Below are 14466 nucleotides of genomic sequence, written 5' to 3'. Positions count from 1 at the left end.
AGCATTCTGAGTTTTCAGAGTGCTTTTTTACTTTAAAGGGTTTTAATTATGAGAGTTGTATGTTGTGTGGAAAACCTAGGGAGTATTTTTGTTTTGAAAGCTCTTTAGGACACATGCCGAACTTTTTTTTAAAACAATTAGAAAAATAAGAGCTGCTGTTGAAGCCAACATCTGTCGAAATTTGGTTTATAGCAGACGACCCCATTGTTATTGAGTCTATGGATTTTAAAAGTCTAAAATCTTTTAATAGTTGGCTAATCGATTTTCCTGTAATGTCTTTACAATTTCTGTATAGTTTGGTTTTAGACATCATCATTAAAGTACATATACTAGAAACGTTAAACTTAGGGTTCTGGTAATTTTTTGAAAGGATGTCTATAAATGAAAGGATGAAAGATTCTTTTTCAGGAGTCAACCAATAGGTTTTTTTCAACCCAGAAAGTAAAGGAGGCATGTTTCTTGTTTTTGAAAAAACGATGAGTGGTTCTTTCTTTTTTATTAGATAAAGTAGTTTTGTGAGCTTAGGAGTTATTTGAATAGAAGTATTTTCTTTACCATTGTTTAAATGTGTGTACAAGATAATTTTAGTAGAACTGTTATCTGTCCTTTTGTTGAGCTTGTCTAGTATAGAAGCAGTACAGCCTAATGCATTTTTGACAGAGTAAAATGAAGCTATAATTTCCTCGTTGGCCTCTATTTGGTATCCTTTATAAGAAGTTATTAAATTTTGAATGATGGCTTTTTTAAATGATAAGGCTTCACAAGTTCTTGTCTTATTTACTAAAAGTGTTTTTTTGTTAAATATCTTAGCTAAAAAGTACACCGAATACTTTTGAGGTTCATAGAATGATTTGGATTGAATAGCTTTAAGTTGTTGAGCACTTTTTAAGAAGGCATAGACTAAATGGCTGTTGACAGAAGTTATTTTATAAGGATGAAGGTTGATGGACTGGTAGTACAATTTTTGGATAGAACTTTTGTTCGGTGCTTTTATCAAGAAAAAAACACTGTTTTTTTTATGGTCAATCCAGCAGTTAATACATTTTTTTAAAAGGATTTGTTGTAGTTTAGAATAAAAGGAGATAGCTAAATTAATAGCGGTGTTGTTGTTGGTTATATGTTGAATCAAATAAACAGACATGTGTAAAGTTAACAAATAGAAACTTGATAAGGGATCGACTTAGATGGAAAGAAGGAAAATTTTTAATAAATGGGGAAAAAACCTTAAAAAAAGTATTTTACGAGTATCGTAAAATACTTTTTTATATTGTTGTAAATCAGCCTATTTTTTAATGAATGTTGCCATCGTAATCTAGTTTTAGGTTTTTTCGTTTTCCTTCATTTCTAATTTGAACCTTAAACACTTTTTTAGACTTACTATTACTTCTATAGGTTACGAGGTATACATCTTTGTGTATTTTCCATCCAGGGTATTTTTTTAGAATGGCAGTTCTAACTATTTGGGGTAAAAGGATATTTTTATAACGTTCAATTGAGCTAATAATTTTACCATTAGCATCGTAAGTAGCAGTTATTAACCCTGTTGTTCCTCCTTCTTTTTTTGTTTTGAAAATAACTTCGTAAGCTTCAAATTCTCTATCGAAAATAGGGTCTTCTGTGATGTCGTATCTAGCCGCTTCATTTTCTAGATTTTTAACTAGTTCAGGAGTGTCCTTGTGTTGAACTTCATTGAGATAGCTTAGGTTTAAAGGTTTGATAGTAACGGGTTCTAAAATAATATTTTTAGCAATGCCATTACTTTGAGAATGTACTAGGTTGGTTAAGCCTAGAAAAAGTAAACCAAATACAAATTTCTTCATAATACTAAGTTTTAGTGGTTGTTAAAAAAAACGAGGAGTATGAGTAATAATTCGGTTTTTGAGAAGAACAAAATTAGTAGCAAAAAGAAAAATATGTTATTAAAATTGTTCTTATTACTATAAGAAATGATTCAAAGACAGTTAGTTTAACAAAGTTTTAAGTTTTTTTTACACAAAAAAATCCCGCAAAAGCGAGATTTTATCACAACTAAAATTTGAAAAAAAACTAAGAATTTTCTTAGTAAGCGTCTTCATGTACAGCTTTAATGGCTCTACCTGATGGTTCGTTTTGGTTTTGAAAACTTTTATCCCAAGCCAATGCTGTAGGTGTGCTACAAGCAATTGAAGGTACAGATGGAACTGTTAAGGCAGCAGTTTCACTAGGAAAGTGCTCTTCAAATATTGAACGATAATAGTATTCTTCTTTGGCTCTAGGTGTTTGCGTAGGAAAGCGATGTGAGGCATTGGCCATCATTTCATCAGTAACAGCTACTTCTACAACTTCTTTTAAGGTGTCAATCCAATTATAGCCAACTCCATCTGAGAATTGTTCTTTTTGTCTCCAAGCGACTTCTTTAGGTAAGTAGCTTTCAAAGGCTTTTCGCAATACCCATTTTTCCATGCGTTCCCCGTTAATCATTTTATCTTCAGGGTTAATACGCATCGCAATATCCATGAATTCTTTATCTAAAAAAGGAACACGACCTTCAATTCCCCAAGCCATTAAGCTTTTGTTAGCACGTAAACAGTCGTATTGGTATAGCTTGTCTAATTTTCTAACAGTTTCTTTGTGGAACTCTTCTGCATTCGGAGCTTTGTGGAAGTATAAATACCCTCCAAAAAGCTCATCCGCACCTTCGCCAGATAAAACCATTTTTATTCCCATCGATTTAATAACACGTGCCATTAAATACATAGGAGTAGAGGCACGAACCGTTGTAATATCGTAAGTTTCTAGGTTGTAAATAACATCTTTTATAGCATCTAAGCCTTCCTGAATGGTAAAGGTTATTTCATGGTGAATAGTGTCAATATATTCCGATACTTTTTTAGCAGCAACTAAATCTGGAGAACCTTCTAAGCCTATTGAAAACGAATGTAGCTGAGGGTACCAAGCAGCATCTTTATCACCTGATTCTACACGTTTAGCAGCGTATTTTTTTGCAATAGCAGAAGTAATAGAGGAGTCCAGTCCACCAGATAATAAAACACCGTATGGTACATCACTCATAAGTTGACGGTGAACAGCTGCTTCTAAAGCATCGCGCACTTCATTTATAGAAGTTTGGTTGTCTCTAACAGCTTCGTATTCCATCCAGTCACGAGCATACCATTTTTGTAATCCGTCTTCACGTGTATAATAGTGTCCCGGAGGAAAAATTTCAATTTTGTTACAAACTCCTTCTAATGCTTTTAGTTCAGAAGCCACATAAAAAGTGCCATGTTTGTCCCATCCCATGTATAAAGGGATGATTCCCATGTGATCACGAGCTGCTAAATACTCATCGGTTATAGAATCGTATACAGCAAAACCAAAAATTCCGTTCAAATCATCTAAAAATTCTACCCCTTTTTCTTTGTATAAAGCTAAGATAACCTCACAATCAGATTTTGTTAAAAATTTATGTTGCTCCTTAAGTTGCTTTCTTATCTCTTTATGATTGTATATTTCTCCATTAGCGGCTAACACAAATCTACGATCATGGCTAAACAGAGGTTGCTGTCCAGAAGCTGGGTCAACAATTGCTAATCGCTCATGTGCCATAATTGCTTTTTCATCACTATAAATTCCGCTCCAATCTGGGCCTCTATGGCGAATTTTCTTTGCCATTTCTAAAATTTGAGGTCTTAGTTTATCTGAAGGTTGTTTTAAATCGAATGCACATACAATTCCACACATAATAATATCTTTTTATAAATTTTATTCTTTTGGGTTAATTTCTGGTACAAATAACAAGAGAATGTTTTTTAATTGTAAGTTAAAATAAAATTATAGTTATAAAATAATAGTTTTATTTGGTTTTTTGTATTAAAGTGAAACTTGTTTTTGTTTATTTACTCAAATAGACTTACTATTTTTTAGTTGTAATAAATAATTTTAAAGAAAAGTTTGTAAAATCAAAATCACTTTATACATTTGTACTGTAATGATAAAACAACAATTAAATAACTGGTGGTGGAAAACTCATAACTTACGTTAGTGAGACCATACTGTTATATCTATAATACAACGAAAAGGCTTATCTCATGATAAGCCTTTTTTGTTTTTACATATTAAATAAAATGAAAAAAATTACCTTTAAAACAATAGCAAAAAAACAATTGGCAGACATGATAACGCCAGTTAGCTTGTATTTGAGAACAAGAGATAAGTATGCGAATAGTTTACTGTTAGAAAGTTCAGATTATCACAGTAAAGAGAATAGTTATTCGTTTTTGTGTATAGAACCGTTGGTAACCATCAAAACAGAAAATGATGAGTTGTTATTGTCGTATCGAAAAGAAGAATTAGAAAGAGAACCTATTCAAAGAAATTTTTACGAGAAGTTTGATGCGTTTAGTAATGTTATTTCGGTTGACTGTTCAGAGGAAATAAAATCATTTAATGGATTGTATGGTTATACGACTTTCGATGCTGTTCAGTACTTTGAAACAATTCAGTTAAAATCAGATAAGGCTCCTTCAGAAATACCTTTATTACAATATAGTTTTTTCCGATTTATTGTGGCCATCAATCATTTTAAAAATGAAATGCTTTTAATAGAAAACATTCCAGAAGGAGAAGAATCTCGATTGTCAGAAATTGAAAACTTAGTAAATTCTCAATCGTTTGCTAAATATGACTTCGCTTTTGAAGGAGGAGAAACATCTAATATTACTGATGAAGAGTTTAAAGAAAGTGTAACAAAAGCAAAAGAACACTGTAAAAGAGGAGATGTTTTTCAGTTGGTATTATCACGTCAATTTCAACAACAATTTAAAGGAGATGAATTTAATGTATACAGAGCTTTACGCTCTATAAACCCTTCACCATATCTGTTTTATTTCGATTATGGAAGTTTTAAATTGATGGGGTCTTCGCCAGAAGCACAAATTAAAATAAATGAAGGGCAGGCAATTATCAATCCTATAGCTGGAACTTTTAGAAGAACAGGAGATGATGAAAAAGATAGGGTGTTAGCTAAAGAGTTGGCAAATGACCCAAAAGAAAATGCAGAACATGTAATGCTAGTTGATTTAGCACGTAATGATTTAAGTAAACATGCTACTAATGTAACGGTTGAAACCTATAAAGAAGTGCAATACTTTAGTCATGTAATTCACTTGGTATCTACAGTGACGGGAAAGATTACAGGAAACCCAATAGAAATTGTAGGGGATACGTTTCCGGCAGGAACCTTAAGTGGAGCCCCAAAATACAAAGCAATGGAGTTGATAGATAGGTACGAAAATCAAACGCGCGGATTTTATGGTGGATGTGTTGGTTTTATTGGACTGAACGGAAATGTAAATCAGGCCATCGCAATTCGTTCTTTTGTAAGTAAAAATAACACTTTGTTTTATCAAGCTGGTGCAGGAATTGTAATCAACTCTAAAGAAGAAAACGAACTACAAGAAGTGAATAATAAGTTAGCAGCACTCAAAAAAGCATTGGTGCTAGCAGAAGAAATATAAAATTAGAATTGAGATGTTTGTATTTAGATGTGGGATATACATGTATTTATCAATACTCAAACCTCAATACTCAATACTATAAATATGAAGATATTAATATTAGATAATTACGATTCGTTTACCTATAATTTGGTACACTATGTAGAAGACATTACAGGAAAGTTGCCTGATGTGTATCGTAACGACGAAATTTCTCTAGAAGAAATTATAAACTATGATGCCATTATTCTGTCACCAGGTCCCGGAATTCCTGATGAAGCAGGTATTTTGAAAGAAACAATTAAGACTTATGCAGGCAAGATTCCAATTTTTGGAGTATGTTTAGGGTTGCAGGCTATAACCGAAGTTTTTGGAGGCGAGTTAGAAAACCTGAACGATGTATTTCACGGAGTAGCTACCGAAATGAAAGTAACTAAAAATAACGCAATTACCTTTAAAAATATTCCAGAAACTTTCGAAGCTGCACGTTACCATTCTTGGATTGCCTCTTATACGAATTTTCCAGAGGAATTGGAAATAACAGCAATTGATGAAGAAGGAAGCATTATGGCATTACGTCATAAAGAATTTGCTATTGAAGCCGTACAGTTTCATCCAGAAAGTATTTTAACTCCTGAAGGAAAAAAGATGATTCAGAATTTTATTGCTTTTGCCAAAAGTCAAAAGCCAAAAGCTTAAAGCCATTCACATGAAAAAAATACTAAACATACTATTTGAACAAAAACGGTTGACCGAAGCACAGTCGAAAGAGGTATTGATAAATATTGCACAAGAAAAATACAATGCTTCACAAATAGCAGCATTTATTACGGTGTTTTTAATGCGCCCAGTTTCAGTAGACGAGTTATCAGGATTTAGAGAAGCTTTATTAGAATTGGCGATAAAAGTAGATTTATCGGATTTTAATACAATTGATTTATGCGGAACAGGAGGCGATGGAAAAAACACCTTCAACATTTCAACGCTAACCTCGTTTATTGTTGCAGGAACGGGACATAAAGTTGCAAAACACGGTAATTATGGGGTGTCTTCCGCATCGGGTTCTTCTAATATGCTAGAGTTTTTAGGATATAACTTTACGAATGATGAAACCACCTTGAAACGTCAGTTAGATGAAGCAAACATTTGTTTTTTACACGCACCGTTATTTCATCCAGCAATGAAAGTTGTAGCGCCTATTCGAAAAGAATTAGGGGTGAAAACATTTTTCAATATGCTAGGACCTTTGGTAAATCCAAGCTGTCCGCAAAATCAGTTAGTAGGAGTGTTTAATTTAGAGGTTGCTAGAGTGTACAATTATATGCTACAGCAATCAAATGTAAACTATGGTGTGGTGCATGCATTAGACGGGTACGACGAAATATCATTAACAGGAGACTTTAAGTTGTTTACGAAAGAAGCAGAGCAGCAAGTTTCTCCATCAGATGTAGGGCAAAAACAAATTGCTCCATCAGCTATTTTTGGAGGAAATACAGTGAAAGAAGCTGCGGATATATTTGTAAATATTATTAAAGGAAAAGGTACAGAAGCGCAAAATAATGTGGTGTTAACTAACGCGGCATTTGCCTTAAAAACCTTCGATAAAAATAAGAGTTTTGAAACTGCATTTGAAGAAGCAAAAGATTCGTTATTAGGGTTAAAAGCGAAAGAATGTTTAAATAAATTAATTACGAATTAGTAATTACGAATTATAAGTTGTTAATTATGAAGAAGGATAATATTATTCAGGAAAAGAGCTATGATTTTGCTGTGAGAATTATGAACTTGTACAAACATTTATTACAAGAGAAAAAGGAGTTTGTTTTAAGTAAACAATTATTACGTTCAGGTACATCAATTGGAGCGAATATAGAAGAAGCAATTGGTGGTCAGAGCAGAAAAGATTTTTATGCTAAACTAACCATAGCATATAAAGAAGCAAGAGAAACACATTATTGGATTCGTTTGTTAAAAGACACTAGTTTTCTTTCAAAAGATACAGCACAATCATTTTTAAATGATACAGAGGAAAAACTTAGAATCATAGGAAGTATCCAAAAGACAATTCGTAATTCATAATTAAAAAATCATAATTTATAATTGAAATGACTATACTAGATAAAATAATAGCCTTTAAAAAACAAGAAGTAGCAAAAATAAAAGCTGAGGTTGCTGTTAAAAAACTGGTGGAGAGTCCCAACTTTAAAAGAGAAGCTTTTTCATTAAAAAAATCGTTGTTAGCACCGTATTCAACAGGAATTATAGCAGAGTTCAAACGCCAATCACCTTCTAAAGGAATTATCAATGATAAAGCAACAGTAGCTGAGGTGACAAACGGATATTTAGACGCCAATGTAGCAGCGCAATCAATCTTAACTGACACTTCTTTTTTTGGTGGAACGATGGCAGATTTGATGGAAGCTAGGGTAATTAACCAACAAAAACCAATTTTAAGAAAAGATTTTATTGTAGACGGATTTCAAATAGTAGAAGCGAAAGCAATTGGTGCTGATGCAGTACTGTTAATAGCTACCTGTTTAACGGCACTAGAGTTAAAAAATTACGGACAATTAGCAGCAGATTTAGGAATAGAAGTCTTGTATGAAATTCATACACAGGAAGATTTAGATAAGATTGGAGACTTGGATCATAAAATTATAGGAATTAACAATCGAAATTTAAAAACGTTTGAAGTCGATTTAGAGCACTCTATAAATTTAGCTAGTCAAATTCCTGATACAGTTGTAAAAGTTTCGGAAAGTGGAATATCAGACCCAAGAATTATAACAGGGTTAAAAGCACATGGTTTTCATGGTTTTTTAATAGGAGAGAACTTTATGAAAACAGAAAATCCAGGTCAGGCATGTCAAGAGTTTGTCGATCAAATTAGATAATGTCAGTTCGAGTGAATTTATGAGGAACGAATAAATTAGTACCGAGAATAAGTACTTCTCGATACAATTTTATCACAAAGTCGAAAATTACTCGAAGTGACGAAATATAAATAATATGAAACTAAAAGTTTGTGGAATGAAGTTTATAGAAAATATTCAGCAAGTAGCTGAATTACAACCTGACTATTTAGGGTTTATTTTCTATGAAAAATCACCAAGAAATTTTGAAGGCATCATTCCAGAATTGCCAAAAGGAGTCAAAAAAGTAGGTGTTTTTGTAAACGAATATTTAGAGATTGTGGTTTCTTTAATAGAAGAATATCAATTAGAAGCCATTCAGTTGCATGGAGATGAATCTGTCGAATACATTCAAAGGTTAAAAAAACATTTACCAAAACTAGAAATAATCAAGGTGTTTGGAATTAAAGATAAATTTAATTTTGAGGTCTTAACACCTTACGAAGAGGTAGTAGATTACTTTTTGTTTGATACCAAAGGAAAAGAGCGTGGAGGAAACGGAGTAACATTTAACTGGCAAGTTTTGCAAAACTATAACTCAACCAAACCTTTCTTTTTAAGCGGGGGCATAGGTTTAGAAGAAATAGACGAATTAGAATCTTTTTTTAAAAGAGAAGCCTCTCAATATTGTTATGCCATTGATGTAAATAGCAAGTTTGAAATAAAACCAGGAGTAAAATCAGTAAAAAAAATAGAACAGTTTAAGGCTTATTGCCAAAAGCTAACAGCTAACAGCTAATCATATGAAATTTCAACCAGACCATAACGGGTATTACGGACAATTTGGAGGAGCATTTATTCCTGAATTGTTGTACCCAAACGTAAAAGAGTTAGAAGACAATTATATACAAATTATAGAATCTGAAGAGTTTCAAACAGCATATAAAGACTTATTAAAGCACTACGTTGGGCGCCCAAGTCCATTGTATTTAGCAAAGAGATTGTCAGAGAAATATGGAGCAACTATTTATTTAAAACGAGAAGATTTAAACCATACAGGTGCGCATAAAGTAAACAATACCATTGGCCAGATTTTAATAGCAAAACACTTAGGAAAGACCAAGATTCTTGCAGAAACAGGGGCAGGACAACATGGTGTCGCTACAGCAACAGTATGTGCTTTAATGGGGTTGGAGTGTGTTGTTTTTATGGGGGAAACAGATATCCAACGGCAAGCACCGAATGTAGCTCGTATGAAAATGCTAGGCGCTAAAGTTGTACCAGCAACTAGTGGAAGCAAAACACTAAAAGATGCTACGAATGAAGCAATTCGTTATTGGATTCAACACCCAGATACCTATTATTTAATTGGTTCAGTGGTAGGACCTCACCCGTATCCAGATATGGTAGCGCGATTGCAAGCAGTGATTTCAGAAGAAATGAAAGTACAGCTAAAAGAACAAACGGGTAAAGAAAATCCTGATACTATTATAGCCTGCGTAGGCGGAGGAAGTAATGCCGCAGGTGCTTTTTATCATTATTTGGAAGATGAAGAAGTAGAATTGATAGCAGTTGAAGCGGCAGGATTAGGAGTTAATTCAGGAGAAAGTGCTGCTACTTCACAATTAGGAGAAGTAGGCGTGATTCACGGAAGTAAAACAATTTTAATGCAAGATGCATACGGGCAAATTGTTGAGCCTTATTCAATTTCAGCAGGATTGGATTATCCAGGAGTGGGGCCATTACACGCCTATTTGCACGAAACCAAACGAGCAAGGTTTATGAATGCTACAGATAAAGAAGCACTAGATGCTGCCTACGAATTGACAAAAATAGAAGGGATTATTCCTGCATTGGAAAGTGCACATGCCTTGGCAGTATTGCCAAAAATGGATTTACAAAAAGATCAAGTAATTGTAGTGAATTTATCAGGAAGAGGTGATAAAGATTTAGAAACATATATAAAACATTTAAGCTAATAGTTAAAAAGAATGTCACATAGAGTGAATTTGTGAGGAATGAACAAATTTGTATCGAGATGTAATAAGTTCTCGATACGATTTTCTCCTAAAGTCGAAAATCACTCGAACTGACAAAACCATAGAAAATGAACTCAATTCAAGATATATTTAATCAAAAAGAAAACAATTTATTGTCAATTTTCTTTACGGCAGGCTTTCCTAAGCTAGAAGATACCGCAAAAATTATTACTGAGTTAAGTGATAGTGGTGTCGATTTTATAGAAGTAGGGTTGCCTTATTCCGACCCATTAGCTGATGGACCAACGATTCAGCATAGTAGTGATGTAGCGCTCAAAAACGGGATGAATCTCGATGTGGTTTTTGAACAATTAACAACGATTAAAGGTTCAAATAAAGCTCCATTAGTAGTAATGGGATACTTAAACCAGATTATTAAATATGGAGAAGATAAATTCTGTCAAAAAGTAAAAGATTGCGGAATTGATACGGTGATTATCCCAGATTTGCCAATGGTTGAATATGAAAATCACTATGAACAATTGTTTGAAAAATATGGGATTACAAACGTGTTTTTAATCACGCCACATACGTCTGAAGAACGTATTCGCAAAATAGATTCTTTAACAAATGCTTTTATTTATGTAGTTGCATCTGCTTCAATTACGGGGGCTAAAGGAGAAGTTTCATTAGCACAAATTAATTATTTTAAAAGAATTCAAGCTATGAACTTGCAAAGTAAGCTGATTGTAGGCTTTGGTATTTCAGATAACAAAACTTTTACGGCAGCTTGCGAGTACATGAATGGAGCTATTATAGGATCCGCTTTTATTAAAGAATTAGAAAAAAATGGGGTTGAAGAGATAAGTAATTTTGTGAGAACTGTTAAGAATTGTTAATATATTCCTAATTTTAAGAGAGTTTTAGTCGTAATGAAGTAATTTGGGGATTTAAAATCAAATAACATGACTAAAAAGATATTCTTAGGGATGGCTTTAATGGCAAGTAATTTTTTATTTGCGCAGCATACATTAATTCGTAAACCAGTGATAAGCCCTGATGCTTCTCAAATGGCATTTAGTTATTATGGCGATATATGGCTGTATAATTTTAACAATCAGCAAACAAAAAGGTTAACAATTCATAAAGGTTACGAAAGTAATCCTGTATGGAATAAGAAAGGAACAGCAGTAGCATTTTCATCCAATAGAAAAGGAAATGATAATGTATTTGTAACTTCTGTCAAAGGAGGAGTTCCTAAACAGTTAACCTACTATCCAACAGTTAATATTCCTACAGATTGGACAAAAGAAGGAGATATTGTTTTTACGACTGGTCGCGTGTTAAGAGGTCCTGAATGGGATAAACAAATGTATGTAGTTAATGAAAAAGGAGAAACACCTCGACGATTATTAACGGCTTATGGAGAAATGGCTTCAATTTCACCTAGCGGTAAACTAATAGCCTTTACCAAAGGAGCGTGTCGTATTGCTCGTGAAGATTATTCAGGTTCTGCACAGCGTGATATTTGGATTTATAACACAGAAACAAACGAATACCATCAAATAACAACGAGTAATAAAAATGATCACTCTCCAGTTTGGGATATGGCTGGAAATTTATACTACATCGGGGCAAAAAGCGGACGATATAATATTTACAAACAAGTAATTTCAGTAAATGGAATTGCAAATGGAGCAGCCATTCAATTAACAAATCAAACGAAAGATGGGGTGCAAACATTTTCAGTAAGTAACAATGGAACGATTGTATATACTAGTGGAGCAGATGCTTTTAAGTTAGAAAATGGGAAAGTTCAAAAAATTAATTTAGAGCTTGTTTCTGACAATCGTTTTGACGAAGAGGAAACGAAAACAGTTTCGGGAGATATTCGTAATTATGCCGTTTCACCTAATGGTAAAAATGTAGCACTAGAAGTTAATGGAGAAATCTTTGTCAAGGAAAACAATAAAGAAAAGAAACGTTCAAACAATATAAGTAAGCATCCTTATAGAGACATTAATCCACAATGGTTAGATGATAAAACAGTTGTTTTTTCTTCTGATAGAGACGGAGTTTATCAATTGTACAGTACGGTTTCTACAGATACTTTAGTAGGGTTACATCGCAGTTTAAAAACAAAAGTTTCTAAACTAACCAACAGTAAAGAAGATATTGAATATTCCTTGGTCTCACCAAATGGAAAAAAAATAGCTTACCAAGTAGGAAGAGGTATTTTAATGATTGCTGATATTAAAAAAGGAACAATAACAAATCCTAAAGAGTACTCTAATTCTTGGGCAGAAGCAGAAGGTGTTTCTTGGAGTCCAGATAGTAAATACATAGCCTATTCACAAGAAGATTTAAATTTTGATAGTGAAATTTTTATTCAATCTGTAGCAAATCCGTCTACCAAAATGAATGTGTCTATGCACCCTAGAAGTGACCGTAATCCAGTTTGGAGTGCTGACGGAAAAAAGTTGGCTTTTTTATCAAATAGAAGTGGAATTAATTACGATGTTTGGATGGTTTGGTTAGAAAAATCAGATTGGGAAAAATCAAAATTAGATCATGAAGAAGGAGCGTATTATTCTCAGAAGAAAGAAGAACCTTCTAAAGAGAAAGAGGTGAAAAAAGGAAAGAAAAAGAAGCAAGAAATAGTTGTGAAAATAGACGAGGATAAGATTTATGATCGTTTAGCACAAGTAACTTCTTTACAAGATGATGAGTATAGTCCTGTATTTAGTGGAGATAGCGAATTTATTTATTTCTCGGCAACCAATCCTGCAACAGAAAAAAGAAGTACTTATAAAGTTAAATGGGATGGTAGCAAACCAAAATTGGTAAAAGGAGTGGTTAATGCACGTAATTTTACTTCAACTAAAAACAAAGTTTACTTTACGTCAAGAGGAAAATTAGCAGAATTAAATACAACATCCGATAAGGTTACAAACTTGCCACATAGTGCTACCCATACAACAAACAGAGCAGAAGTGTATCGACAAGTTTTTGAAGAAGGAATCCGTGCTTTAACAGCTGGTTTTTACGACCCAGAATTTCATGGCTATAATTGGAGCTCTTTAGTGAAAAAATACAAGCCTTGGGTGTTGTCAGCAACGACGCATCAAGATTACGAATATATGTTTAATTTATTGTTAGGTCAGTTAAACGCTAGTCATATGGGCTATCGAGGAAGTGCACCAAGAAATACAAGCGATAAGGTAGGGGTAATAGGTTTAGAAGTAGAGAACACTAATAAAGGAGTAAAGGTTTCTTATGTCTTACCAAATTCAGTAGCCGACAAATCAACTAGCAAGTTAAAAGTAGGAGATATTATTACAGCTGTTAACGGACGAGAGATAAAAAAGAACACGAATTTTTACAGTTTATTAAAGAACACTCAGTCAAAAGAGATTTTATTGAGTTTAAACAACGGTAAAGAAGTCGTATTACGCCCAGAAAGCTCATTGAGAAGTTTACAATATGAAGAGTGGGTAAACTCAAGAAAGAAATTGGTAGAAACGTATTCAAATGGAAAATTAGGATATATCCATATTCAGGGAATGAATATGCCAAGTTTTGAACGTTTTGAACGTGAACTTAAAGCAAGTGGTTATGGGAAAAAAGGAATTGTAATTGACGTTCGCTACAATGGCGGTGGTTGGACAACAGATCGATTAATGGCGGTGTTAAATGTAGATCAACATGCGTATACAGTTCCGAGAGGAGCTGTAAAAAGCTTAAAAAATCACGAGCAATTTAAAGAGAACTATCCGTTTAACGAGCGAGCTATTTTATCAGTAAATACCAAGCCAATGGTAGCATTATGTAATGAGAATAGTTATTCTAATGCTGAAATTTTCTCACATGCTTTTAAAAACTTAGGCTTAGGGAAACTAGTAGGCCAACCAACTTTTGGAGCGGTAATTTCTACAGGTGGGAAGCGCTTACAAAACGGAATGATTCGTATGCCATTTAGAGCGTGGTATGTAAAGAAAACAGGAGAGAATATGGAGAATGAAGCACCAGCTGTACCCGATTACTTAGTAAAAAATGCACCTGGTTGGAAAGACAGAGGAGAAGATGCCCAGTTAAAGAAGGCTGTGGAGGTATTGTTGCAGGATATAAAATAAACAATAAAAAAAGCTGAGTTTTAAAACT

Annotated in this window: 12 protein-coding genes; 9 read left to right on the top strand and 3 right to left on the bottom strand. The window is 33.5% G+C overall.

Going from position 1 to position 14466, the window contains the following annotated elements:
- Nucleotides 1-46: 46 nt before the first annotated feature.
- The 3 genes from V1T75_RS04890 to asnB all read right to left on the bottom strand — a co-directional run bounded on the left by V1T75_RS04890 (nt 47) and on the right by asnB (nt 3720).
- Entirely contained in the window at nt 47-1141 is a 1095-nt protein-coding gene (locus V1T75_RS04890) for a helix-turn-helix domain-containing protein (RefSeq protein ID WP_330487443.1), read from the bottom strand.
- A 148-nt stretch (nt 1142-1289) separates the two neighbouring features.
- Nucleotides 1290-1820 carry a hypothetical protein gene (locus V1T75_RS04885; protein ID WP_330487442.1) on the bottom strand — a complete coding sequence of 177 codons (531 nt, stop codon included), beginning with the start codon at nt 1818-1820 and terminating at the stop codon, nt 1290-1292.
- A gap of 238 nt (nt 1821-2058) precedes the next feature.
- Nucleotides 2059-3720, bottom strand: coding sequence for an asparagine synthase B (gene asnB, locus V1T75_RS04880; protein WP_330487441.1), 1662 nt, complete (start codon nt 3718-3720; stop codon nt 2059-2061).
- 383 nt (nt 3721-4103) lie between these two features.
- Here asnB and V1T75_RS04875 point away from each other — a divergent pair, with 383 nt between their 5' ends.
- The 9 genes from V1T75_RS04875 (at nt 4104) to V1T75_RS04835 (ending at nt 14438) form a co-directional block, all read left to right on the top strand.
- Nucleotides 4104-5495, top strand: coding sequence for an anthranilate synthase component I family protein (locus tag V1T75_RS04875; protein WP_330487440.1), 1392 nt, complete (start codon nt 4104-4106; stop codon nt 5493-5495).
- Nucleotides 5496-5579: 84 nt separating this feature from the next.
- Nucleotides 5580-6173, top strand: a complete 594-nt coding sequence (locus V1T75_RS04870; RefSeq protein ID WP_330487439.1) for an anthranilate synthase component II — start codon at nt 5580-5582, stop codon at nt 6171-6173.
- Between the two features lie 10 nt (nt 6174-6183).
- On the top strand, nt 6184-7173 hold the full coding sequence (gene trpD / locus V1T75_RS04865) for an anthranilate phosphoribosyltransferase (protein ID WP_330487438.1): 990 nt from the start codon (nt 6184-6186) through the stop codon (nt 7171-7173).
- 26 nt (nt 7174-7199) lie between these two features.
- Entirely contained in the window at nt 7200-7553 is a 354-nt protein-coding gene (locus V1T75_RS04860) for a four helix bundle protein (RefSeq protein WP_330487437.1), read from the top strand.
- A 26-nt stretch (nt 7554-7579) separates the two neighbouring features.
- Nucleotides 7580-8368 carry an indole-3-glycerol phosphate synthase TrpC gene (gene trpC, locus V1T75_RS04855; RefSeq protein WP_330487436.1) on the top strand — a complete coding sequence of 263 codons (789 nt, stop codon included), beginning with the start codon at nt 7580-7582 and terminating at the stop codon, nt 8366-8368.
- A 115-nt stretch (nt 8369-8483) separates the two neighbouring features.
- Nucleotides 8484-9125, top strand: coding sequence for a phosphoribosylanthranilate isomerase (locus tag V1T75_RS04850; protein ID WP_330487435.1), 642 nt, complete (start codon nt 8484-8486; stop codon nt 9123-9125).
- A gap of 4 nt (nt 9126-9129) precedes the next feature.
- Nucleotides 9130-10305, top strand: a complete 1176-nt coding sequence (gene trpB, locus V1T75_RS04845) for a tryptophan synthase subunit beta (protein ID WP_330487434.1) — start codon at nt 9130-9132, stop codon at nt 10303-10305.
- Between the two features lie 128 nt (nt 10306-10433).
- Nucleotides 10434-11204, top strand: coding sequence for a tryptophan synthase subunit alpha (gene trpA / locus V1T75_RS04840; protein WP_330487433.1), 771 nt, complete (start codon nt 10434-10436; stop codon nt 11202-11204).
- A 66-nt stretch (nt 11205-11270) separates the two neighbouring features.
- A complete protein-coding gene (locus V1T75_RS04835) occupies nt 11271-14438 on the top strand; it encodes a S41 family peptidase (RefSeq protein WP_330487432.1) in 3168 nt (1055 codons plus the stop codon).
- Nucleotides 14439-14466: the final 28 nt, after the last annotated feature.

The sequence above is a fragment of the Tenacibaculum sp. FZY0031 genome, from assembly GCF_036350695.1.
Taxonomy (GTDB): Bacteria; Bacteroidota; Bacteroidia; order Flavobacteriales; family Flavobacteriaceae; genus Polaribacter.
The sequence above is the reverse complement of the archived record's forward strand: the minus strand, read 5'-3'. Positions and strand labels throughout refer to the sequence as shown.